General features: G+C 61.7%; 25 protein-coding genes and 1 tRNA gene. 10 read left to right on the top strand and 16 right to left on the bottom strand.

The genetic code is table 11. The features are described 5' to 3' along the window. The first annotated feature begins 106 nt into the window (after nt 1–106). Entirely contained in the window at nt 107–928 is an 822-nt protein-coding gene (bhcR, locus tag FJ979_RS25445) for an HTH-type transcriptional regulator BhcR (protein WP_140517623.1), read from the top strand. On the opposite strand, the gene FJ979_RS25440 is transcribed toward bhcR, so the two are convergent. The 4 genes from FJ979_RS25440 to FJ979_RS25425 all read right to left on the bottom strand — a co-directional run bounded on the left by FJ979_RS25440 (nt 929) and on the right by FJ979_RS25425 (nt 2,625). Then, on the bottom strand, nt 929–1,288 hold the full coding sequence (locus FJ979_RS25440) for a hypothetical protein (RefSeq protein WP_140584190.1): 360 nt from the start codon (nt 1,286–1,288) through the stop codon (nt 929–931). It abuts the gene before it with no gap. 210 nt (nt 1,289–1,498) lie between these two features. Next, complete coding sequence (locus FJ979_RS25435; RefSeq protein ID WP_140584188.1) at nt 1,499–1,804, bottom strand: BA14K family protein; 306 nt, start codon at nt 1,802–1,804, stop codon at nt 1,499–1,501. A 218-nt stretch (nt 1,805–2,022) separates the two neighbouring features. Then, nucleotides 2,023–2,232, bottom strand: coding sequence for a hypothetical protein (locus FJ979_RS25430; RefSeq protein WP_140584187.1), 210 nt, complete (start codon nt 2,230–2,232; stop codon nt 2,023–2,025). A gap of 222 nt (nt 2,233–2,454) precedes the next feature. Beyond that, nucleotides 2,455–2,625, bottom strand: a complete 171-nt coding sequence (locus FJ979_RS25425; protein WP_140493589.1) for a hypothetical protein — start codon at nt 2,623–2,625, stop codon at nt 2,455–2,457. 158 nt (nt 2,626–2,783) lie between these two features. Here FJ979_RS25425 and FJ979_RS25420 point away from each other — a divergent pair. Then, a tRNA-Thr gene (locus FJ979_RS25420) sits at nt 2,784–2,859 on the top strand. A gap of 644 nt (nt 2,860–3,503) precedes the next feature. Here the strand turns inward: FJ979_RS25420 and FJ979_RS25415 are convergent. The 3 genes from FJ979_RS25415 to FJ979_RS25405 all read right to left on the bottom strand — a co-directional run bounded on the left by FJ979_RS25415 (nt 3,504) and on the right by FJ979_RS25405 (nt 5,282). Next, on the bottom strand, nt 3,504–4,073 hold the full coding sequence (locus FJ979_RS25415; RefSeq protein ID WP_140584185.1) for a DUF2569 family protein: 570 nt from the start codon (nt 4,071–4,073) through the stop codon (nt 3,504–3,506). A 56-nt stretch (nt 4,074–4,129) separates the two neighbouring features. Then, a complete protein-coding gene (locus tag FJ979_RS32695) occupies nt 4,130–4,477 on the bottom strand; it encodes a hypothetical protein (RefSeq protein ID WP_181168487.1) in 348 nt (115 codons plus the stop codon). 190 nt (nt 4,478–4,667) lie between these two features. Next, nucleotides 4,668–5,282 carry a TetR/AcrR family transcriptional regulator gene (locus FJ979_RS25405; RefSeq protein ID WP_140493601.1) on the bottom strand — a complete coding sequence of 205 codons (615 nt, stop codon included), beginning with the start codon at nt 5,280–5,282 and terminating at the stop codon, nt 4,668–4,670. Nucleotides 5,283–5,373: 91 nt separating this feature from the next. On the opposite strand from FJ979_RS25405, the gene FJ979_RS25400 reads away from it, so the two are divergent. From FJ979_RS25400 to FJ979_RS25380, 5 genes are read left to right on the top strand one after another with little or no spacing between them, the layout of a single operon-like run. Continuing rightward, nucleotides 5,374–6,465, top strand: a complete 1,092-nt coding sequence (locus tag FJ979_RS25400; RefSeq protein WP_140584184.1) for a spermidine/putrescine ABC transporter substrate-binding protein — start codon at nt 5,374–5,376, stop codon at nt 6,463–6,465. Between the two features lie 9 nt (nt 6,466–6,474). Next, nucleotides 6,475–7,314, top strand: a complete 840-nt coding sequence (locus FJ979_RS25395; protein WP_140584182.1) for an ABC transporter permease — start codon at nt 6,475–6,477, stop codon at nt 7,312–7,314. 1 nt (nt 7,315) lies between these two features. After that, nucleotides 7,316–8,098: an ABC transporter permease gene (locus FJ979_RS25390; RefSeq protein WP_140584180.1), complete on the top strand. Its 783-nt coding sequence runs from the start codon at nt 7,316–7,318 to the stop codon at nt 8,096–8,098. Further along, complete coding sequence (locus FJ979_RS25385) at nt 8,095–9,159, top strand: ABC transporter ATP-binding protein (RefSeq protein ID WP_140584179.1); 1,065 nt, start codon at nt 8,095–8,097, stop codon at nt 9,157–9,159. Before FJ979_RS25390 ends, FJ979_RS25385 begins: the two co-directional genes overlap by 4 nt. Nucleotides 9,160–9,161: 2 nt before the next feature. After that, the gene (locus tag FJ979_RS25380; RefSeq protein WP_140493617.1) at nt 9,162–9,923 is read left to right on the top strand and encodes an MBL fold metallo-hydrolase; all 762 of its coding nucleotides are present in this window, start codon (nt 9,162–9,164) and stop codon (nt 9,921–9,923) included. An 18-nt stretch (nt 9,924–9,941) separates the two neighbouring features. Here the strand turns inward: FJ979_RS25380 and FJ979_RS32690 are convergent, their stop codons facing one another. Next, a complete protein-coding gene (locus FJ979_RS32690; protein WP_181168343.1) occupies nt 9,942–10,106 on the bottom strand; it encodes a hypothetical protein in 165 nt (54 codons plus the stop codon). 319 nt (nt 10,107–10,425) lie between these two features. Here FJ979_RS32690 and FJ979_RS25375 point away from each other — a divergent pair, with 319 nt between their 5' ends. Continuing rightward, the gene (locus FJ979_RS25375; protein ID WP_140493621.1) at nt 10,426–11,199 is read left to right on the top strand and encodes an NAD kinase; all 774 of its coding nucleotides are present in this window, start codon (nt 10,426–10,428) and stop codon (nt 11,197–11,199) included. A 203-nt stretch (nt 11,200–11,402) separates the two neighbouring features. Then, a complete protein-coding gene (locus tag FJ979_RS25370) occupies nt 11,403–12,986 on the top strand; it encodes a DEAD/DEAH box helicase (RefSeq protein ID WP_181165113.1) in 1,584 nt (527 codons plus the stop codon). 71 nt (nt 12,987–13,057) lie between these two features. On the opposite strand, the gene FJ979_RS25365 is transcribed toward FJ979_RS25370, so the two are convergent. Continuing rightward, nucleotides 13,058–13,663 carry a hypothetical protein gene (locus tag FJ979_RS25365; protein WP_140564732.1) on the bottom strand — a complete coding sequence of 202 codons (606 nt, stop codon included), beginning with the start codon at nt 13,661–13,663 and terminating at the stop codon, nt 13,058–13,060. 342 nt (nt 13,664–14,005) lie between these two features. Here FJ979_RS25365 and FJ979_RS25360 point away from each other — a divergent pair, with 342 nt between their 5' ends. Next, nucleotides 14,006–14,590, top strand: coding sequence for an HXXEE domain-containing protein (locus FJ979_RS25360; protein ID WP_210241483.1), 585 nt, complete (start codon nt 14,006–14,008; stop codon nt 14,588–14,590). Nucleotides 14,591–14,693: 103 nt separating this feature from the next. On the opposite strand, the gene FJ979_RS25355 is transcribed toward FJ979_RS25360, so the two are convergent. The 7 genes from FJ979_RS25355 to FJ979_RS25325 all read right to left on the bottom strand — a co-directional run bounded on the left by FJ979_RS25355 (nt 14,694) and on the right by FJ979_RS25325 (nt 22,305). Beyond that, nucleotides 14,694–15,344 carry an OmpA family protein gene (locus FJ979_RS25355; RefSeq protein ID WP_140493627.1) on the bottom strand — a complete coding sequence of 217 codons (651 nt, stop codon included), beginning with the start codon at nt 15,342–15,344 and terminating at the stop codon, nt 14,694–14,696. A 152-nt stretch (nt 15,345–15,496) separates the two neighbouring features. Continuing rightward, complete coding sequence (locus tag FJ979_RS25350) at nt 15,497–15,865, bottom strand: GFA family protein (protein ID WP_140584175.1); 369 nt, start codon at nt 15,863–15,865, stop codon at nt 15,497–15,499. A 126-nt stretch (nt 15,866–15,991) separates the two neighbouring features. Further along, a complete protein-coding gene (locus tag FJ979_RS25345) occupies nt 15,992–16,363 on the bottom strand; it encodes a hypothetical protein (protein ID WP_140493631.1) in 372 nt (123 codons plus the stop codon). A 308-nt stretch (nt 16,364–16,671) separates the two neighbouring features. Then, nucleotides 16,672–17,091, bottom strand: a complete 420-nt coding sequence (locus tag FJ979_RS25340; protein WP_140584174.1) for a GFA family protein — start codon at nt 17,089–17,091, stop codon at nt 16,672–16,674. Nucleotides 17,092–17,128: 37 nt separating this feature from the next. After that, nucleotides 17,129–18,260, bottom strand: a protein-coding gene (prfB, locus tag FJ979_RS25335; RefSeq protein ID WP_140493636.1) for a peptide chain release factor 2 whose coding sequence is annotated in 2 segments (ribosomal slippage) — nt 17,129–18,193 and nt 18,195–18,260 — 1,131 coding nt in all. Because the reading frame shifts where the segments join, the coding sequence is not laid out codon by codon here. A 124-nt stretch (nt 18,261–18,384) separates the two neighbouring features. Then, nucleotides 18,385–20,841 carry a penicillin-binding protein 1A gene (locus FJ979_RS25330; RefSeq protein WP_140493638.1) on the bottom strand — a complete coding sequence of 819 codons (2,457 nt, stop codon included), beginning with the start codon at nt 20,839–20,841 and terminating at the stop codon, nt 18,385–18,387. A gap of 213 nt (nt 20,842–21,054) precedes the next feature. Beyond that, nucleotides 21,055–22,305, bottom strand: coding sequence for an N-acetylmuramoyl-L-alanine amidase (locus tag FJ979_RS25325; RefSeq protein WP_140493640.1), 1,251 nt, complete (start codon nt 22,303–22,305; stop codon nt 21,055–21,057). Nucleotides 22,306–22,809 lie beyond the last annotated feature (504 nt).

The raw sequence follows: 22,809 nt of genomic DNA, 5'->3' as shown, positions 1-22,809 counted from the left end.
TGCCAATTGATTTCCTTTCTCTTTTTGTTTTCCAAAAAGTGGCAATGCAGAACGCGTGAAAAACTTTTTCATTCTCCGTTCGGGAAAATCGGGCATGATGGCGTAAATGGAAACCGCTGAAAAACGCCAGCGCGGCCGGCCGCGCGCCTTCAACGGCCCCTCGGAAGCGGCTTCGGTGCAGTCGTTGGACCGGGCCTTGCGCATCCTGGCCATCGTTGCCGAAGGCAGCGGCCTATCGCTGAGCGAGATATCCGCGCAAAGCGGTCTGGCCGCCTCTACCGCCTACCGCATGCTGACGACGCTCGAAAACCACGGCATGGTCGAGTTCGACAGCTCGGACCAGCTTTGGTCGATCGGTGTCGAGACCTACCGGATGGGCGCGGCGTTCCTGCGCCGCCGCAAGCTGGTCGACCGCGCGCGCATCGTCATGCAGGAGCTGATGGAGAAAACCGGCGAGACCGCCAATCTCGGCGTCGCCGAGGACGACTGCGTGGTGTTCGTCAGCCAGGTCGAGACGCACCAGGCAATCCGCGCCTTCTTCCGACCGGGGACGCGCAGCCCTTTTCATGCCTCCGGCATCGGCAAGGCGGTGCTGGCCCATCTCGAGCCGGAGCGCGTCGGAGCCATATTGCGCAAGGCCGGCCTGCAGCGCTTTACCGACAGGACGCTGTCCGACATCCCCGCCCTCGCGCATGATCTCGCGACGATCAAGCTGCGCGGCTGGTCGGTCGACGACGAGGAGCGGCACCCAGGCATGCGCTGCGTGGCATCAGCCATCTTCAACGAATTCGGCGAGCCGATCGGCGGTGTCTCCGTGTCGGGCCCGACGGTCCGAGTGACGCCTGAGCGGCTGGCCGAGATCGGCCCGCTGGTGCACAGCGCCGCGGCCGAGGTAACCAAGATGATCGGCGGCGTGCAAACCGGATGATCAACCTGCCCCGGGCAGCGCGCTTTTGCTCGCAAGATCGAAGAAATCGAGCAGGATCGCCATGCCGACACCGCAGGCGGTGAAGACAAGGCCGGTGATGAAGATGCGGTTGGCGCGTTCATAGGCGCTCAGCCGCAGGCACTTTGTGTCGAGCAGAAGCGACAGTGCCCGCATTTGCAAGGCGATGCCGGCCAGGATGGGCAGCACGGCGACGAGATGATAGGTCTGCCACGGGATCGGATTGGCGGCCCAATGCGTGATGAAGCCCAGGGAAAACGCCAGCAGGATGCCGACGGCCGTGACCGTGCCGTTGCGGAAAATGATTTCGACCTGTTCCTCTTTCGGGTCCTGCTCGTCCAAGGATCACCCTCCCCATATCGCCCGCAGATCATCGCCAAAGCAGATTAGGCCTTCGGGAAATGCCTGTACATTGCCGATCGCATCGACAAAACCGAGGACTTTCAGGCATCTCATTGAAAGTCGGCGATCCAACAGGCGTGCCGCTGTCCAAGCAATAGAAAAGAGGCTCGCCTGAGCCCCTCTTCTGGTGCTGAACGGTGCTCCCTCCTCTCAGAGACGGCAGTAATGGCGATAGCCGTCGTAACCGATGTAGGTGTCGGAGTCCGGATCGTAGCTCGAATAGCGATCGAAGCAGCGGCGGACGTGCCACGAGCCGCCGTCCTCATCCACATAGACGGCGCGGGGCTGGGCAAGCAGGCTGCCCAGGACAAAACCGCCGACGCCGGCGGCGATGCCGATGCCGATGCCATGGTGGTGGTGATGCGAATGAGCCGCCGAGGGCTGGACGGTGCCGACCAGTGCGGTGGCGGCGACAGCGGTGGCGATGAGGCCGGAAACGAGTGCGCGCTTGAACATGACGATCTCCTTGCTTCGTTTGGAGAGGCGACCCATCCGCCTCTTGATCATCTGTCGTTCGGCACAAGAAAAAGGTTCAAATCTTTTTTGAACGTGAACCAAGGAGGTCATGCTGACGGCGGCCTGCAAGGGCCTGGCTAGACATTGATGACCGTCCCATTTCGCCCAACGAAAAAGGGCGGCCGAAGCCGCCCTTTCGGGAGAATTGGGTCCCTCCATCAAAGAAAGATGATCACCTTGCCGTGCTTGTGGTGATGATGGTTGTGGTGCTTCCACCAGAACTTCTTGAAGTGCTTCTTGTGATGGTTGTGGTGGTGATGATGATGGCCGTGCATGCCGTGGGCTGACGACGTGCCGACGGTGCCGGCGAGCGCGCCGGTGGCGACGAAAATGGCAACGAGGCCTGAAACGAGAGTGCGCTGGAACATGATGATCTCCTGGATCTTTGATCGAGGCGACCCATTCGCCTCTGACCATCAGTCGGCGCGGCGCGGGAAAAGGTTCGAAAGGTGGAGGAGATTTTTTTCGGCAAGGCCGGAGATGGGATGAATCGTGAGTGGTGAGTAGTGAGTACTACTGACTACTGACTACTGACTACTGACTACTGACTACTGACTACTGACTACTGACTACTGACTGCTGACTACTATTCACCACCCCATGCCCGTGACATGGCGCAGCCAGAAGGCGAGCGCGATGAAGCCGATGATGGTGGTGACGCCGGTCCAGTCGATATTGGCGTTCTTGACGCTCCTGATAAGCTTCACCAGAAGCATCCAGGCTATGACGACGATCGGCAGGATGATGACAAATCTGATCATGCGGCAGCCTCGCCCAAGCGATTGCACCTGCCGTAGATATAGGAAGCGAATTGGCCGTTTTCAGGATGCCGTGCCTGTTGCCCGGCAGCGTTCATGAGCGCCTCAAAACCGACATTTGTCTTTACTGGCGCCGCAAATATGGCTAACCGGTGCCGCATGCCCTTGTAGCTCAGCTGGTAGAGCAGCGGTTTTGTAAACCGAAGGTCGCGGGTTCGATTCCTGCCGGGGGCACCACCCTTCGTTCTTCGAGCTTCGGGTGGCAGGCCACCTTAGAGCTCCCTTGAGTCCAGTATGGCCCTTGTAAGTTTCCCCTTCCGGGACAATTTTCTTACCCGGTCACGACAGGCAGAACGATATAGTTGCCGTAGAGAGACACAATGAGAAGGAATGAGGCCATGATCGGCCGCGCATAGGCGGCGCTGGTCTTATCTTTCAGCCTTTGCTCTCGGCCGGGCCAGCTGACATAGACAAGCCAGATCGAGAAAAGGGTCAGAGCAATCGAGAACCCGAATATGACAAGCTCGAAGGCGTGAAAACTGTAGTGCCGAAGAAGTACGCCACCAACAACGAGAGGCATACCGATTAGCAGCCTCATCCTGATCCGATGGCATACATCCAAACTGGCCATGATGTGCCTTGCGATCCATCCTGCTTGCCAGGTGATCATAGGCAAACGAAATTACCCAACCCTTGATCTGGCGAAAACATACTGCACTGCGGATAAGTTCGGGCGCGGCGCTGCAGGCGATTTAGCCCAGCGCAACCGGCGCGCGGCCCGCCCGGATGGTAGGCCAACCAGCGCCCACTAGACTGAGGAGTCCTCCGAAGCCTTCGACGAAAGAGGACTGCTCATGGGAAGAGAGCCTGGCGGACTCTCGCTAGGAGGCCGTCGCGACCTGGCCGGCTGCCACTTCGCCGCCGAACGTGTTCTTCACCCTGACAGACTTGTGGACGTAGGCGACCCAGGCTCCGGTGAAAACGAACGACAGAATGGGTGTCATCAGCGCATCTCCAGCAAGGATCTGGCTCACCGGGACGCCTAGAGTTGATGAGATCAAGATCGTGTCCAGGACGAACACAACCGGTATCGCAATCCACTGAACCAGAAACAATTGTGGAAAGCGTCGGCTTCGCCGCAGCATCGAAATGAGCACAACCAGTTGAAGCGCCAGAAATGCCAGATTGAGGGCAACCTCGCTATAAACCGCAACCAGTCCATTTGGCAGGGGCATGAGTTGCCGGTAACCCTCGGCCGAATTGGCCAAGTCGGCGAGCGTGCGCAGCGGCGACAACACCTGGCCGATCGCCAATAGCATAAGCCAGCCACCGAATCCTACAAGAGCCGCCGGGCCCTGTGACGGCTTCACGGCTGAGCGAACCGCAAAGAAAACAGGCACGCCGATGATCAGCAGTACGATCGCCCAATGCCAGATTGAAAACGTCCCCATTTACCATCTCTCCCCTTCGTCTGCCCCTATAAGTTGTAACAGATTTCAAATTCAACTCAAGAGGCGACTTCGCGTGCAATGAGGTCGGTGCCGAAGCGGCGACTTTCTCCTGCTGTCCTGAGTCTCGAGCCCCAACCCGGAACCAAACCCGGCCGGAGACGGTTAACGACCGAAGGGACCGCAAACTCTGTAGCGGAACAATGATCGAACTCTTGGATATGGAACTGGCCCAAGCCAGGCAGCGAATTGGCCGAGCGGAACTCGCCCTCAAGCGGGCGGAAGAAATGCTGGACGGAGACTGTGGCGTCGGCATCAATCTCGCGCTTTGCAGCAGGATAAGGTCCGCGCAGCGGCGCGTCACCGAAGCGCGAGAGCGCCTGACGAAGATCGATCCGACCGATCACTGATTTTTACCTGCGACACTGCGGCCGCGTCTTTCCTTTCGGTCGATGCTTCGAAGGAATCGCTGATTAGGCCCAGCGGCTACGCTGCCCTGTGCGCGGGGCCCGGCGGTGTAGACGGGCGCCGCCGTTGGCACTCATCGTCAGTCACACTGGCAGCGGAAGCTGGTTCATGCCGCGGTCGCTTCCATCCTCACATCCCGATCGCCGCCACCAAGATCCGGTTCTGCCGTCGGATCGCCGCGCGCAGTTCCGCTATCCTTGCCTCGTCGCGTTTCACGAACTCGATGAACATCATGTTCATGTTGTTGAAGACCAGCTCACCCACCGCCTGCCCGTCGATGTCGCGCCGCACCAGGCCGATCTCCTGCAGCCTTGCGATCAGGGCGCGGATCTGTTGCGTCAGAGCGCGGTCGAGCGCCGTGTAGGCCTGGCCGAACGGGCTGTCGGGCAGTTGCGTCGAGATCGCCATCGCCTGGCGCCACATTTCCTTGCTGAGATAGTGCAAGGAGTGCTCGATATAGATGCCGATCAGCGTGTCCAGCGCATCGCCGACATTGGCCGGTGGGCTGTCGACCACGCCTCGCCCGGCATTCAGCACCTCGTTGACCTCCATGGAGACGATGGCGCCGAGGATGTCGCCCTTATTCTGGTAGTAATTGTAAATCGTCCCGATCGACACTTCGGCCTGGGCCGCGATCGTTTCGATCTTGGCGCCTTCATAGCCTGCCTCGCGGAAAAGCTCGGCGGCCGCCTCGATGATGCGGCGGTGCCGGTCGGCCTTTTGCCTTGCCCTCAATCCACTCATGCCGGCTGTCTGCCACAGAAACAGAATTGACTCAATTTTAGAATTGGTTCAATTTTTTGCAAGAAGCCACAAAGGCAAGGGAGAACACTCGATGTCCGCACGATCCACAGCCAACAATCCGCTTTCAATCCTGAAGAGACATCTGGGCGCCGCTTGCGGCGCCACGGCGCTGGTGCTCTCAGCAGCCGGCGCCAGCCAGGCCGCCGATCTCAACGCCCTGATCTGGTGCGATCATGCCGACCCGGCGCTGCTGCAGCCCTTCGAAGAGGCCAACAACGTCAAGGTCAACGTCAAGGAATTCGAGGGCACCGGCGCGGGGCTCGCCATCGTCGAACAGTCGCAACCCGGCGACTGGGACGTGATGGTGATCGACAGCATCGACGTGCCGCGCGGCGTGGAAAAAGGCCTGTTCGAGCCGCTGCCGGAGGACAAGCTGCCGTTGGGCGACCTCTTTCCGCAGGTGAAGATGGACAACTCCACCGTGGTCGGCGGCAAGCGCTACGGCATCACCGAAAAGTTCGGCTACAACACGATCGGCTTCAACAAGACCAAGGTCGACCCGGCCGACATGCAATCCTTGGCGTCGCTGACAAGCGACAAGTACAAGGGCAAGGTCGCCATCTACGATTATTACCTGCCGGTCATCGGCATGGCAGCACTCGCCATCGGCAAGAAAACGGCTGAACTCACCGAGGCCGATCTTCCCGCCCTCAAGGCCGAACTGCTCAAGATGAAGGCCAACGCCAAGCTGGTCGGCGAGGTGACCGCCAGCCAGACAGCGCTCGCCACCGGTGAAGTCGATATTCTGGTCGGCGGCGGCGAATGGGTGACGGCGGGCCTGGCCAAGGAGAACCCGGCGCTGGACTTCTCGATCCCCAAGGAGGGAGCGGTGCTGTGGTCGCAGTCGCTCGCCATGTTCAAGGACTCCAAGAACAAGGACGTGGCGCTGAAATTCATCCAGTACATCATGAGCCCGGAAGGCCAGGCCCGTCTTGCCACATCCTCCTGCTATTGGGGCATGCCGGCGAACAGCAAGGCGGCACTCACCGACGACCAGAAGAAGATCCTGCGCTTCGACGAGCAGCCCGAATTCCTTGCCCGCGCCCAGGCCTATCCGGCGCCGAACGCCGACCTCGACAAGAAGATGCAGGACATGTGGACCGAGATGCTGCAGGCGCAGTAGACGGGCGTCGTGAGCAGCACCGCAAACAAGGCCCTGCCCTGGGCGCTGGTTACGCCGGCGCTCGGCTGGACCTTGCTGTTCTTCGTGTTGCCTTTCATTGCCATGGGGCTTTCCAGCCTGACGTCGCATGAGGGCGGCGGCTTCACATCAGCCAATTACAGCCAGTTCTTCACCAATCCTGCCTATTGGCAAGCGATGGTGAATTCGCTGGAGGTGACGGCGATCGTCACCGTGGTCTCGGTGCTGCTCGCCTATCCTTTCGCGTGGATCCTGGCCGAACAGGTGCCGGAACGCTGGCAGCGGCAGGCGCTGATGCTGGCCGTGCTGCCGTTCTGGACGTCCTACGTCGTGCGCTCCTATTCCTGGCTTCTGGTGCTGGCGCAGAACGGCGTCATCAACCGGACGCTGACCGGCATCGGCTTGATCAGCGAACCGCTGCAGCTCGCCAATACGCGCTTCGCCACCGTGACCGGCTTCGTGCATTTCTTCGTCATGCTTTTGACGCTGACGATCTTCGCCAATTTGAAGCAGCTCAGTCCGAGCTACCGCAAGGCCGCCGCTGATCTCGGCGCCGGGCCGGTGCGCACCTTCCTGCATGTCATCCTGCCGCTGACCTTGCCCGGCATCATGGTCGGCGCTTTCCTGACCTTCGTGCTGTGCATCGGCGATTACATCACGCCGCAGATCCTGGGCGGCAACAACGAGCTGGTCATGCCGCAACTGGTGATGATGCAGATCGGCCGGCGCGGCGATTTTCCGCTAGCCTCGGCGCTCTCGATCATCCTGATGGCGGTCGTGACCATCGCCTATCTCGCCTGCGCCCGCTGGCTGAAGATCGAGCGGGCCTGAGATGCGCCTGATCGTCCGAACCGCTTCCTGTCTCTACGCGATCGCCATCTATGCCTTCATTTTCCTGCCGGTGGTCGTGCTCGTGCTGTTCTCGCTGCAGGCAACCTCCTTTCCCATCCCGCCCTTCACCGGCCCGTCGCTGCGCTGGTACCAGGCCGTCCTGTCCGATGCGCGGCTGACCTCGGCGCTGGTGAACTCGCTGCTGGTGGCCGTCCTTTCGTCGCTCGCGGCCGTCACGCTCGGCTTCCTCAGCGCCTGGGCGTTCGCGCGCTTCGTGCTGCCGGGTTCGGCCCTGCTGCGGGGATTGATCACACTACCGCTTACCGTCAGCTATCTCATCATCGGCATGGGGCTGCTGGTGCTGTTCAACTGGGCCGGCGTGCCGAAATCGTTGCTCGCCGCCGGCATCGGCCATGTCGTGATCAACCTGCCGCTCTGCTTCGCCATCGTGTACAGCCAAATGGGCGACCACCAGATCAACATCGAACGCGCCGCGCGCGATCTCGGCGCACCGGAATGGAAGGTGCTGCTCTTGATTACCGTGCCTGTCATGGCGCCGGCCATCTTCGCCGGCTTCTTCCTGTCGATGACCTTTTCCTGGGACGAATTCGTGATCTCCTTCCTGCTGACGCGCTTCGAAACCACGCTGCCGGTCGAAATCTGGAACCTCTTGCGCTCCGGCCTCAACCCCAAGACCAACGCGGCCGGCTCGCTGGTGTTCGCCGTCTCCATCGTGCTGGTGGTGCTGTTCGAACTGACGTTGCTGCGGAGAAAGCCGGCATGAGCGCGCCCCTGGTCGACATCCGCGGGATCTCGCACCGTTTCGGCCAGCTGGCGGTGCTGAAAGACGTATCGCTGCGGATAGAGCCTGGTAGCTACACCATCCTGCTCGGACCGTCGGGCTCCGGCAAGACGACGCTTTTGTCGATTTTGGGCGGCTTCGTCACACCGAGCGAAGGCAACGTGTTCATCCGAGGCGAGGACTGCACCGCCGTTCCGCCGGCAAAGCGCCCGACTACGACGGTGTTCCAGGATTATGCGCTGTTTCCGCATATGAGCGTCGGCGGCAATGTCGGTTTTGGCCTGCGCATGCAAGGCGTCGATGGCGCGACACGCGCCGCGCGGGCGCATGAGACGCTGGCGCTGGTCGGGCTGGATGCCGCCTTCGACAAGAAGCCGCACCAGCTCTCCGGCGGCCAGCGGCAGCGCGTAGCGCTGGCGCGCGCACTGGTGATCGAGCCCGCCGTGCTGCTGCTCGACGAGCCGCTCGGCGCGCTCGACCTCAAACTGCGCCGGCAGATGCAGGACGAATTGAAAGCGATCCAGAAGCGCGTCGGCACCGCCTTCATCCATGTCACCCACGACCAGGAAGAAGCGATGGCGCTGGCCGACCACTGCGTGGTGATGAGTGACGGCCGCATCGAGGACGAAGGGCCGCCCGAACGCGTCTATGCGCGCCCAAAGACACGCTTTTCGGCGACCTTCATGGGCGAGAGCACTATTCTTCGCGGAACGGTGGCGGAGATGATGGACAGGACAAGCACTGTCGCGACACAGGTCGGGCCGGTCTCGGCGTCCGGAGCGTTGCCGGTGGGATCGGCGGTTGCCTTGGCCATCCGGCCGGAGCACCTTGCCCTGGGCGCGACCTCAGGCGCCACAAAGCTGGGCAAGGCGCAGGTCAGCGATGTCGTTTTCCAGGGCAGCTTCAAACGCGTGCTCGCGGTCTCCACTGAAGACGCCAAGCTGCAATTCATCGCCAAACTGCCCGCAACGTCCGTCGTGCAGCCGGGCGACACGGTCTCGGTTTCCTGCGATACAGACAAGATCATCCTGCTGACGGATTGAACATGGGCATGCTTGCGGTCGTCGACGCACCTGACTGGTACGAAACCATCCGCATGGGCGACGGTGTCACGCTGATCCACGAGCCATGGATCAAACCGTTCTTCCGCTGTAATATGTGGCATGTGCGCGGCCGCGACCGCGACCTGCTGTTCGATACCGGGCTTGGCCATTTCAGCCTCAGGCGCCATGTGCCGCTGGTCAGCGAGCGCAAGCTCACCTGCGTCGCCAGCCACACGCATTTCGATCATATAGGCTGCCACCATGAATTTCCCGACCGCTGCGTGCACCGCGCCGAGGCGGAGATTCTGACCGATCCGCGCAACGAATGGACGGTGGCTGACCGCTACGCCAATGAAGAGATGTTCGATCGCCAGCCACAAGGTTGGGATACGGCGCGCTATCGCATCATGCCCGCCCCGGCGGACCGCCTGCTCGAACATGGCGATATCGTCGACCTCGGCGATCGCGCCTTCGAGGTGATCCACACGCCCGGCCATTCGCCAGGCGGTATCGCTCTGTACGAGAAGAAGACCCGCATCCTGCTTTCCGGCGACATCATCTATGACGGCCCGCTGATCGACGACGTCTACCATTCCGATATCGATGATTATTTGCAGACGCTGCTTGCCATGCGCGACCTCGACGTCTCGGTCGTGCATGGCGGCCATTTCCCGAGTTTCGGCAAGGTGCGCTATCGGCAGCTGATCGACGAGTATCTGGCACAGAAACGCCAGGCCGGCTGCCATCTGCAACCACGCTCCTAGCAATCAGCTTGTTTTGATCTACAGCGCCCTTTGCGGACAAGGCATACCGGCGGCGTCGCCGCAGCGCGAGGCAGTGGGCAAGGGCCTGAGGCTTGTTTCTTCCGAGTGGCGCACCAGTTCGGCGAAGACAAGCGCGAAGCTTCCCAGCACGACGGAGATGATGATCAGGCGTGTTACCAGCAATATGTTGGTCCCGGCTGGCGCGTGTCCCCGGAATCGGGCTCGACTCTCGAAGGATTCACGCACGATCAAAAGTGCCACAGCGTCTTTCGTATCCTGAAAGGCATAAGATCGCTGTGGGCGCCCCCACGCCACCCATGCCGGCTAACATGATCCATGGGGCTTTACGAGAGTTTAAGCCCGGCCTTAACCATCACATTGGCTCGTTCCCTGATATGATTCGCGACTGCCGGTTCGAACCGCACGTCTGCGGGCTCTCTTTGCACACAGGCCCGCCCATGCTACCCCGGCCCAGCCGCCAACCGGTCACCGTCGGGGAGCCATGAGCAAAGCCGCCAACAGCATCGCCTTCGTCTCGTCCGGCACGCCTGACGCCAAAGCGGCGCTGGAAAGCCTGTCGGCGCGCTATGGCCAGCATTCGGTCGCGGAAGCCGATGTCGTCGTGGCCCTGGGCGGCGACGGTTTCCTGCTGCAAACTTTGCGCGATACAATGGGAACCGGCAAAAAGGTCTACGGCATGAACCGTGGCACCATCGGCTTCCTGATGAACGAATATCGTTCCGGAGGTCTCGCCGAGCGCATCGCGGCCGCGGTCGCCGAAACGATCCGTCCGCTGGAGATGCAGGCCGTTACCTCGGATGGCGAAACCGTCTCGGCGCTGGCCATCAACGAAGTGGCGTTATGGCGCCAGTCCTATCAGACGGCCAAGATCCGCATCACCATAGATGACCAGGTACGGCTCGAGGAACTGAATTGCGACGGCGTGATGATCGCCACGCCGGCTGGCTCCACCGCCTACAATCTTTCGGCGCATGGGCCCATCCTGCCGCTCGACGCGCCGCTGCTGGCGCTTACCCCCGTCAGCCCGTTTCGCCCGCGCCGCTGGCGCGGCGCTTTGCTTTCCAACAAGGCAACCGTGCGCTTCGATATACTAGAGGCGGAAAAGCGGCCGGTGAACGCCGCCGCCGACCATACGGAGGTCAAGGCCGTAGCTTCCGTGACGGTGAGGGAATCTGCGACGGCGACCGCAACTTTGCTGTTCGATCCCAATCACTCGTGGAACGAACGCATACTGGCGGAACAGTTCCGTTATTGACCCGATATTGAGCCGGCGCTCGGATAAGCGGCCGGATCACACATAGTAATTAAGGTTACGACTTCACAATCGAGCCATTGCCGGCCGTTTGTGTTGACAAATCGCGGGCTTGCGCCTAGTTGCAGTGATGATCTTGCGGGCGCGCGGCGCCTGCCGCGACGGATGCCGTTGCGCTTCCCCGAACAGCCAAAGACAGCCAGAACTTGTCCTCAGACACCCAGACCGCTCAAGAAGCGTTGACTTTCGCGGACCTCGGCCTATCGCCGAAGGTCCTTTCCGCAGTCACCGACGCCGGCTACCTCAAGCCGACGCCGATCCAGGCCGGCGCCATTCCGCACGCGCTTCTGGGCAAGGATGTGCTTGGCATAGCACAGACCGGTACCGGCAAGACGGCCTCCTTCGTGCTGCCGATGCTGACACGACTGGAAAAGGGCCGCGCCCGCGCCCGCATGCCCCGCACGCTGATCCTGGAGCCGACCCGCGAGCTTGCGGCGCAGGTCGAGGAAAACTTCATCAAATACGGCAAGAACCACAAGCTCAACATCGCACTGCTGATCGGCGGCGTGTCGTTCGACGAACAGGACAAGAAACTGGAGCGTGGCGCCGACGTGCTCATCGCGACGCCCGGCCGCATGCTCGACCACCGCGAGCGCGGCAAGCTCTTGCTCAACGGCGTCGAGATCCTCGTCATCGACGAAGCCGATCGCATGCTCGACATGGGCTTCATTCCCGATATCGAGCGTATCTGCGAGATGATCCCCTTCACCCGGCAGACGCTGTTCTTCTCGGCGACGATGCCGCCCGAGATCACCAAGCTGACCGAAAAGTTCCTGCACGCGCCGGTGCGCGTCGAGGTTTCAAAGGCCGCCTCCGCCGCGACCAACATCATCCAGCGGCTGGTGAAGTCAGGTTCCAAACCCTGGGACAAGCGCGAGACGCTGCGCAACCTGATCAAAGCCGAGGATGCGGAGCTGAAGAACGCCATCATCTTCTGCAATCGCAAGATCGAGGTGTCGGAGCTGTTCCGCTCGCTGCTGAAATATGATTTCGACGCCGGCGCGCTGCATGGCGACATGGACCAGCGCGCGCGCATGCAGATGCTGGCCAATTTCCGCGACGGCAAGCTGCGGTATCTGGTCGCCTCCGACGTGGCCGCGCGCGGCCTCGACATTCCCGATGTCAGCCACGTCTTCAACTATGACGTCCCGATCCATGCCGAGGATTACGTCCACCGAATCGGCCGTACCGGCCGCGCCGGGCGCTCCGGAAAATCCTTCACCATCGCGACCAAGTCCGACACCAAGTATATCGACGCCATCGAACGGCTGATCGGCACCAAGATCGAGTGGCATGACGGTGACCTGTCGACGGTGGTGGCCAGCGAAGGCGAGGACGAAGCTCCGCGCCGTGGCCGCGGTGCACCGCGTCGTGCCGGCCGCAAGGACGACGACCGCAAGGACAGGGGCGAGCGCAAGAGAGGCGGACGCCAGGCCAAGCATGGCGAAGACGCGGCACCGGAAACCGTGCGCGAGGAACAGCCGGTCGCGGCCGAGGAAACGGTCGCCGACACTGGTGAGCGGCGCACGCGCAAGGACGCTATCCGCTCGGAAAATTCCGAGCGCAAGAGCTCCGCGGCGCGCAGCGAGCGACGTGCACCGGAACGTGGCGACACCAGGCCCCAGCGCGATGACCGTCGCCCTGCCCGCAACCGAGAAGACGAAAACGACGCCACCGTTGGCTTCGGCGACGACATGCCCGCCTTCATGCGCATCGTCGCCAAGGGCTGACCGACGAGTGGTTCCAAGACAAGACGGCCATCCGGCTTGCCCTCCCGGCAAGCTCCTGGCTGGGGTCGCCGTTACATCGGCCCGGGCATCATCTTGGTCGGTTTCTCCAACATCGGAAACTCGGCCTTGTTGCATTTCACGTTCGGGTTCGTCGGACTGAACATGCCGTTGGGATTATCACCCAGCCAGGCGTGAAGATCGTAGTGGACGAACTCCCTCGGGATGAGCGGATAGTGTCCCTCCATCGGACCCATGAAGGTTTGGCCAAACAGCTTCGGCGGCTCTTTGAGGTCCGGCGTCAGCGGCACCAGCCATTCCGCCCCGACCAGGCGCAGACCGTTTTTCGTCGGCTCGTAGATCAGCACATTGGGGCGCATCGGGTCGAGTTTTTGGCCGACACTTGGGACGTTGACGAAATGGATGCCCATGGCGCCTTTCGGGTAGTACATCGCTCCGGATATCTTTTCTCCGCTATAGTAGACGCAGCCGACCGTCGACAGATAAAGGTCGCGGACGGCGGCGGTGTAGTCCTCATATTTGGCGAGCGACTTTTTCAAGGCCTCGATGTCAGCTTTGTTGGCATCCTCGGCTCGAGCCGCAGCGACGCCCAACCATGCGCTTACAAGACCTGTTAAAGCGAAGACGCCGCAGCGCCCGAGGCTGGCTGTTCTTGTCATGCATTCCTCCCAGATTTTTTTGATCTGGCCGTGCAAGACCGAGGCTGAAAAAGAAAATGCTTATTGCGCGGCCAAGTGTACCGCCTCATCCCCTCCGGAACAGCGACGATGCTATTCCTTTCCATGGCTGCGGGAAAGCGCTTATTTAGGACTGGCTAATTCTCTGGCGCGCCAATCTCAATCTGAGCGCGGCCGGTCGCGGCCGGTGAAGCTGTTGCCGTCATCGCCAAGCGACGCCACCGTTGGCTTCGGCTACGACACACCGGCCTTCATACGCATTGTCGCCAAGGTCTGATATCGTCGTGTGTTGCAAGGACGCACGGCCTCGCCGAAGATGGCGTGATGAAGCGTCTGGTGGAAGATTGGGTCTATGGTGGCGTGCTCGCCGGCCTCACCCTGTGCGTGGTGGCGATCGGGCTGGCCGCTCGATTGGAGACAGCCGAGTTCGCCGTCTTCCTGCTGATTCCGATTTACATGCTCCACCAATACGAGGAGCATGCCGAGGACCGGTTCCGGCTTTTCGGCAACAAGATGCTCGGCGGTGGGGCGCCGCTGCTTACCCGCTTCGATGTCTTTGTGATCAACGTACCGGGTGTATGGGGCATCTATTCCCTGGTTTTCACCCTCGCTGTCACGGTCAATGCCGGGATAGGGCTGATCGCCGCCTACACCACCCTGATCAACGCTTTGGTTCACATCGCGCAGGCCATCAGGATGCGCAGCTATAACCCCGGGCTCATCACCGCAATTGTCTTGTTCGTACCCGCATCCAGCTGGTCGATCCTGACGCTTTCCGGTTCGGGAACGGGCTTCCATATCCTTGGACTTACGGTCGGGCTGCTCATTCATGGGCTGATCGTTGCCCATGTCGTCCGGCGGCAGCGCCTGACCCAACGAGCGACGGTCGATAAGCCGACCTCACCGTAACATCATGGAAGAACCCCGGGGGCCGCAGGCCTGGCCGTCGGTCGCATTTTGCAAACAAAAACGGCCCCTTGCGAGGCCGTTTTTGCATTCTGATCGATGCTGCTCAGGTGAGCGGCGAAAGCTGGATCTCGACGCGACGGTTTTGAGCGCGACCCTCGGCGGTGGCATTGGACGCTACCGGACGGGTCTTGCCGAATCCCGTGACGGCGAAGCGGCGCGAATCGACGCCCTGGCCAGCCAGGTAGTTGGCGACCGCCAGCGCGCGGCGCTGCGACAGATCGAAATTATGCTGGTCGCCGCCGGTCGAATCGGTATGGCCGAACACGTCGACCGTGGTCTGCTTGAACTTCTTCAGCACCAGCGCGACCGAATTCAGCACCTGGTAGAAGCCGGGCTTCACCGCATCCTGATCGACGTTGAAGGTGATATCGGACGGCATATTGAGGATGATCTGGTCGCCGGAGCGGGTGACGCTGACGCCTGTGCCCTCCAACTGCCGGCGCAGTTCGGCTTCGTTCTGGTCCATGGTGGCGCCGATGGCGCCGCCGGCCAGCGCCCCGATGCCGGCGCCGATCAGCGCGTTGCGACGATCATTGCCGCCCGCAAGCAGGCCAAGGCTGGCGCCGGCCAAGGCGCCGAGGCCGGCACCGGCCGCCGTGTTGGAAATTTTCTGGTCGCCGGTATACGGATCGGTGGTGGTGCAGGCGCTCACCAGCACAGCCGTCGCCACGACGACGAGCACGGTCTTCTTCATAGGATTGTCCCTCTCCAAGTCACGCCTTGCGGTGGCGCCAAATCAGCCCTTCGCGCGACTTGTACCATGAAATGCGGCGAAAAGCGGAACGGGAAAAACACCGGCAACGGCTTTTCCCCGGGGCACGATTTCCCGATTGGGCGTCCAGGAATCTACCAGAGATTCCGGCCGTCGATGGCCACCACTTCGACCTTGTCCAGATCGAAATCGTCGAACAACCGCGAGTTGACGCTGATCTTGGGATTGTCGAAATCCGGCTCTCCGCTCGACCAGTCCGGTGTTTCGGTGAAGGTCCCGCAGCCGCAGGTGTCGCAAAAACCGTGCTTAACGGTCTTCGATCCCCACTGATAGAAGGAAACATTCTTCTGCGGCGTGAGGAGCTTGAACTGCGCAGGAGTGTAGTAGGCCCAAAGCGAGCCGCGTTTCGAGCAGAACGAACAAGTGCACTGCGTCAGCGTCTGCGGTGCTTGCGAAACCTCGAATATCGTCGCCTTGCAGTGGCAGCTTCCCTTGATGGTCATGGACGTCACCTCTCCCTTGTCCGCCGCCCGCAGGCAACGCAACACAAAGGAGCGGTCCTGGCAACCGTCCGTCAGCAGGCCCCCGCCCATCGCGGTCCGGGCCGGTCGCCGCTGCGCCTCCCGGGCTTAGTAGGAGCGCGGCGGCACGAACAGGCAGATCGTCTTACCGGCGTCTAGACCCGCTTGATGCGCGCACCAGTGGAATTCGCCGTCCGGGCTGTCCTTCACACGCTTGTCGGTCATCGGGACAACTTCCCCCGTGCCGGCGATCACATAACCCTCGGGTTTTTCCAAAACCTCGCCCGTATGGGCCGTGCGGCAATCGTAGTTAGCGCAGCATGCGAATGGATAGCTCCAACCCAGCGGCTTCGCCGCTGTAGGCTTGGCGTCGTGGGCGAAGGCAGGCGCCATCGGCAACGCAATCGCTGCGATTGCAAGCAGGCAGAGCATGAGTCGGCCCACCGCGGCCCGAGCCGATTTTGATGGGGCAGCAGACATGGAAGCGCTCCTTTCGACGAGCATCAAGCGTTTCGCTTGCCCGTTCCTGAAACGTGTCTTCCCAGCGGCCGGATCGTCAGCAGGCATTTCTGCCGCGCCCGGCCATAGATGCTTTTGTCTCCCCTCGACCATGGATGGTGGGCCGATTTGTGAGTCGGCGCAAGAAACCACTGCATGCCGATGTCGCAGGCTGAATGCCGCGCATCGGCAACAGAAAACAGGCGCCGTCTCTCGATTGGATAGGCAGGCACAACCATGCCCAGCAGACGGGATCGCAGATAACGAGATTCAGCGAGAGAAGTTCCGGCCTATTCGCCAGCAGGTCCTGTGATCACGTGTTCGTCATACTGCGGCAGGCCGTCGCTGATCGTGTACCACGGCGCCTTGGAACCGACGAAGATATGCTCGGTCGGGCGGATGCTCGGGTTGTCGACGAGCGTTCCCATCGCGACATGGACGAAGGCGCCCTGGCGCACGACCGAATAGAGCAGCGAACCGCACCGCTTGCAGTGCGCGTCATGGCCGTTGTCGTCGCCGAAGACCAGCAACATGTCGTGGCCCTTGATCAGGACAAACTTGGCGCGTTCGATGCCCGCGAAGGGCTTGAAAGCCGAACCTGTCGTGCGCCGGCAGTTCGAGCAATGGCAATTCGCCGCGTACAGGAACTCGTCAGCGACCGCATAGTGCACCGCGCCGCAGAAGCACTTTCCAACAAGCTTGCGAGCCATCATCCAATCCAAATGTGTGGCACTGTAGGCGCCGACCCTAATCCAGGTCCGCCACCGCTTCCCCAGCACCACCCTCGATGCGTTGCGACAGCGAGGCTTCCATGAAGTCATCGAGGTCGCCATCGAGCACGCTCGACGGGCTGGTGCTTTCGACGCCAGTACGCAGATCCTTCACCAGCTGATAGGGCTGCAGCACGTAGGAGCGGATCTGGTGACCCCAGCCAATGTCGCTCTTCGATGCTTCGGTGGCGTTGGCGACGGCTTCGCGCTTCTTCAGCTCTTCCTCGTAAAGCCGCGAGCGCAGCATCTCCCAGGCCTTTGCCCGATTTTTGTGCTGCGAACGTTCGGCCTGGCAGGCGACCGCTATACCGGTGGCGAGATGGGTAATGCGCACCGCCGAATCGGTGGTGTTGACGTGCTGGCCGCCTGAACCGGACGAACGATAGGTGTCGATGCGCACGTCGGATTCGGAAACGTCGATCTCGATCGTATCGTCGATGACGGGATAGACCCAGACGCTGGCGAAGGACGTGTGCCGGCGCGCGTTGCTGTCATAAGGTGAAATGCGCACCAGCCGGTGGACGCCGGACTCCGTCTTCAGCCAGCCATAGGCATTGTGGCCCTTGATCAGCAGCGTCGCAGACTTGATGCCGGCCTCTTCGCCGTCATGCACTTCCAGCACCTCGACCTTGAAGCGGCGGCGCTCGGCCCAGCGCGTGTACATGCGCAGCAACATCGAGGCCCAGTCCTGGCTTTCGGTGCCGCCGGCGCCTGCGTGGATTTCGAGATAGGTGTCGTTGGCGTCGGCTTCGCCCGACAGCAGCGTCTCGACCTGGCGGGCCTTCGCCTCGCCTTGCATCGAACGGATCGCTGCCTCAGCCTCGGCAACGACGCTCTCGTCGCCCTCTTCCTCGCCGAGTTCGATCAGGCCGATATTGTCTTCCAGCGCCTGGGTCAGGCCCCTGACCGCCGCGATGCCTTCCTCGAGGCCCTGGCGCTCGCGCATCAGCTTCTGCGCTTCCAGCGGTTCGTTCCAGAGGCTGGCGTCCTCGGCGCGGACGTTGAGATATTCAAGCCGCTTTATGGCCTGATCCCAGTCAAAGATGCCTCCTCAGCAGGGTAATTGCCTGCCTGATCTCGTCGACAATATTCTGCGTTTCCGCGCGCATGGCCTGATGTTTTATCCTGTTGCTGAAAGTGACGCCTGGTCGGCGCGATACATAGGGACGGCGCCGCCGCCTGTAAAGCAAATTGGACCGGCCCAGGGCCGGCCCAATCCTGCATGCATACCCGTCAGTAGAGGCCGCCGCCGCCCGACTGGATGGCCTGGTTGGCCTGAGGCGACAGCGCGCCGCCGGAGGCATTGGACCCGTCGGCGCCCATGCCGATCACCCAATAGCTGTCGGCTGGCCCGGTGCCCGGCTTGAAGGCCTCGATGATGGTGCCGGGATCGCCCGAATTGGCCCGCATGCCGGTCTTGCGGTTGATGGCGACCAGATTCATGCCTTCGGGAACCTTGAAGTCGACATTGGGCGTGCCATCCAGCGCCACGCGCATGAAATCCTTGAAGATAGGAGCGGCGAGGCCGCCGCCGGTGGCGCCATGGCCAAGGCCGCGCGGCGTGTCGTAGCCCATATAGAGGCCGACGACGAGGTTCGGCGTGTAACCGATGAACCAGGCGTCCTTTTCGTCGTTGGTGGTGCCGGTCTTGCCGGCGATGTGGCGTCCGAGCTCGGCGATGGTGGCGCCGGTGCCGCGCTGGACGACGCCTTCCATCATCGAGGTGATCTGGTAGGCGGTCATCGGATCGAGAACCTGTTCGGAATTATCGACAAGCTCAGGTTCGGGCTGGTTCTGCCATTCGGCCGCGTTGCAGCCTTCGCAGCCGCGTTCGTCCTGCTTGAAGACGGTCTTGCCGTAGCGGTCCTGGATACGGTCGATCAATGTCGGCTTGATCGACTTGCCGCCATTGGCCATGATCGAATAGGCCGAAACCATGCGCATCACCGTCGTCTCGCCGGAGCCCAGCGCCATCGGCAAATACGGCGCCAGATGGTCATAGACGCCGAAACGCTCGGCATATTCGACGACCAGCTTCATGCCCATGTCGTTGGCGAGGCGCACAGTCATCAGGTTGCGCGACTTTTCGATGCCGGAGCGCAGGGTTGCCGGACCAGCGACCGTGCCGTCGTAGTTCTTCGGCGTCCAGGTCGTGTTGCCGCTCTGGATGGTAATCGGTCCGTCCATGATCACCGACGCCGGCGTATAGCCATTGTCGAGCGCCGCGGAATAGACGATCGGCTTGAACGAAGAGCCGGGCTGGCGCATGGCCTGGGTGGCGCGGTTGAACTCCGACTGCGCGTAGGAGAAGCCGCCGACCATGGCCAGCACGCGGCCGGTGTGTGGATCCATGGCGATCAGGCCGCCTTCCACTTCGGGGACCTGGCGCAGGCTGTAGGCGTCGTCGGAGCCTTCGTTCTTCTGGACGAAGACGACGTCGCCCGGCTTCAGCACATCGGCCGGCGACTTGGCCCTGACCGTCTTGCCGCCGACCACATGGCGCATGGCAAAGCCCATGTCTTCCTTGCTGACGGTGCCTTCGACGCGCTCCTTGACGATGTCGCCCGACGCCTGGCGTGCCGGCTGCAAGCCAATCGACAGGCCGGATGCCGAACTGTCGAGCACGACTGCGAGCTTCCATTCGGGAACGTCTTCCAGTCCCTTCACATTGCCCAGCGGCACACCCCAGTCGCCGGACACGTCGATCGTCTTCAGCGGCCCGCGGTAGCCGCGCAGCGTGTCGTATTTGATCAAGCCGTTCTGCATCGCCTTGCGGGCGATGAGCTGGATCTTCGGGTCGAGCGTGGTGCGGACGGACAGGCCGCCTTCATAGAGCGCGTTCTCGCCGTAGCGGGCGATGATCTGGCGGCGCACCTCCTCGGTGAAGTATTCGCCGGCGAACAGATAGGTGCCGTTGCGGCGCGGTGTGACGCCGAGGGGCTCCGCCTTGGCCTTGTCGCCTTCCTCGCGCGTGACGTAGCCGTTCTCCACCATCTGGTCGATGACCCAGTTGCGGCGCTCAAGCGCGCGGTCGGCATGCTTGAAGGGATGATAGTTGTTCGGCCCCTTGGGCAGCGAGGCCAGATAGGCGGCCTCGGCCACGGTCAGCTCATTCACCGACTTGTCGAAATAAGTGAGCGCCGCACCCGCCACGCCATAGGCGCCGAAACCGAAGAAGATTTCGTTGAGGTAGAGTTCGAGAATGCGGTCCTTGGAATAGGCCTGCTCGATGCGGAAGGCGAGGATCATCTCCTTGATCTTGCGCTCGTAGGTCTGGTCCGAGGTCAGCAGAAAATTCTTCGCCACCTGCTGCGTGATCGTCGAGGCGCCAACCTGACGCCTGCCCGAGCCGAAATTCTGCAGGTTGACGATGATAGCGCGGCCCAGGCCGGTCACGTCAATGCCGGGGTGGTTGTAGAAATTCTTGTCCTCGGCCGACAGGAAGGCCGCCTTGACGCGGTCGGGGATGGCCTGGATCGGCAAATACAGGCGCCGTTCGCGCGCGTACTCGGCCATCAGCGCGCCGTCCGAGGCATGGATTCGGGTGGTCACCGGCGGCTCGTACTTGGCCAGCACCTCATAGTCGGGCAGATCCTTGGACAAATGCCCGATATAGATGGCAACCCCCGCCGCGACCAGCAGGGCCAGCGTCGTGCCGATACCGAAGAAATAGCCAATGAGACGAATCATGCCCGCTCCAGTCCTTGGTTCGGGAATTTCCTAAACGAAGCCGCCTTCCGCGCAAGCATTCGAGCCGGTCCCAACCCGTAATCGAAAACCCATGTCGCTACCATGTGGGCAAAATACGGCAAGGCCGGATTTCGCGGCCGTGAGTCGGAAATAAAAGCGTCGGGTGTTGTCGCCGCGCAACGCTGCCTGTGGTTGCAGGCGTCGTCAGGCATTTCAGCCCCCGGTTCCCGTTCCGGCACGCGCGGAAGCGAACAGCGCGACGGCGTTGGTGATGCTTTGCGCCGCCTTGCCGCGCCAGTCGGCGTCGAGCAGTTGCGCCTCGTCCTTGGCATTCGAGAGATAGCCTAGTTCGACCAGCACGGAGGGGACGTCAGGCGCTTTCAGCACCTTGAATCCCGCGGAACGCTGCGGATTGTTGATGAGGCCGACGCTGGTCGACAACTGGCCGACCAGCGTGTGGGCGAAACTCATCGAAAAGGTGTGGGTCTCGCGGCGGATCAGGTCGATCAGGATATCGGTGACTTCCTTGTTGTCGTCCTTGATCACCATGCCGGCGAACTGGTCCGAGAGATTTTCACGGTCGGCAAGCGCCTGCGCTTCCGGATCCGAAGCCTTGTCGGAAACGGTATAGACGGTCGCGCCACGGATGCCCTTGAGGCTGATGGTGTCGGCATGAATGGAGATGAGCAGGTCGGCCTCATGCTGGCGAGCGATGCGCACGCGGTCGTCCAGCCGCAAATATTCGTCGGTGTCGCGCGTCATGAAGACATCGTATCTGCCGACGGCGGCGAGCTTGTCGCGCAGTTCCGTGGCGAAAGCCAGCGTGACGTTTTTTTCGACGGTGCCGTTCAGGCCCTCGGCACCGCCATCGACGCCGCCATGGCCCGGATCGATGACGACGGTGAAGCGATGGCCCGGATTGGAGACCGGCCCGGTGCCGACCCGCCCGCCCTTGTCGGTCGAAACCGTGGAACCGGTGGTCAGCGCCTGATTGGCAAGGGCAGTGTCGAACTCGCGTTCGGAGGCCGCCGACATGTCGATGGCGATGCGGTAGCCCGCGCCGTCCTCGTTCTTGAGAACATCGAGCTTGTCGACCGCGAACGGCCCCTTCCCGGTGAGAACCAGCCGCGACACGCCTGCCTCCAACTCACCCAGGCGCACGCCCTTGACCAGCCCGCGAGGCTTCAAATCCTTGGCATCGATGGCTAACTTCGTATTCGCCAGATCGATGACCAGACGATTGGGCCCGCGCAAAAGGAACCATTTGACGTCGGGCTCGCGGTCGAAATCCATGACGATGCGCATCTTGGTGGCATCGCCCGCCATCTTGTAACCGGTTGCCGTGAGCGGGGCATCGGCGGCGTTGGCGACCAACGAAATGGTCATCGACAGCAGGAGGCAGAAGATCGCGAGCAAACGGCCGCCGGCACGACTGCCCTTGTCTGTGAAGCCTGCCAGTCCCATCTCTTTGCAGTCGCTCCCGGTTTGGCGCCAAGGCGCCCGGTCATGTAGTCGAAGTGCCGGTTAGGCCGCGAACTCGATTAACGATTGGTATCCAGAGAAGGTTAACCAAGCCTTTTCACGCGAGGCCCGGACCCGTGCTTACGTGGCGGAACCGCTTTTGCCGGCGTCGGAAAACGGGGTTGCCTTCCAACCCGCCAAATCATAAAAGCGATAGTGGATCACTGCAATCCTGGAACCGCCCTCCTCCGCAGCTTCCCGCTACAGGTGAGACGAAAGGCGGCTCCTTTCGCTCCATGCGAGAAGGGTTCAGGTGATCGCGACGAATTTCGCAGGTGTGCGCCCGTGGCGGGGGAATCGCCTGCGTGAGGAAAACGGCCGGGTTTGTCCCGCGCCGGCTCTGTATGAGCAAACAAGCTGGTCCGGTTTCCGGGCTTTGGTTCAAAAGGTTCTGCTGGTGACGATGGCTTCAAGCGCAATCATGGAAAGGTCCGCATCAAACCGCGC

Source organism: Mesorhizobium sp. B1-1-6 (assembly GCF_006443035.1).
Classification (GTDB): domain Bacteria; phylum Pseudomonadota; class Alphaproteobacteria; order Rhizobiales; family Rhizobiaceae; genus Mesorhizobium.
The sequence above is the reverse complement of the archived record's forward strand: the minus strand, read 5'-3'. Positions and strand labels throughout refer to the sequence as shown.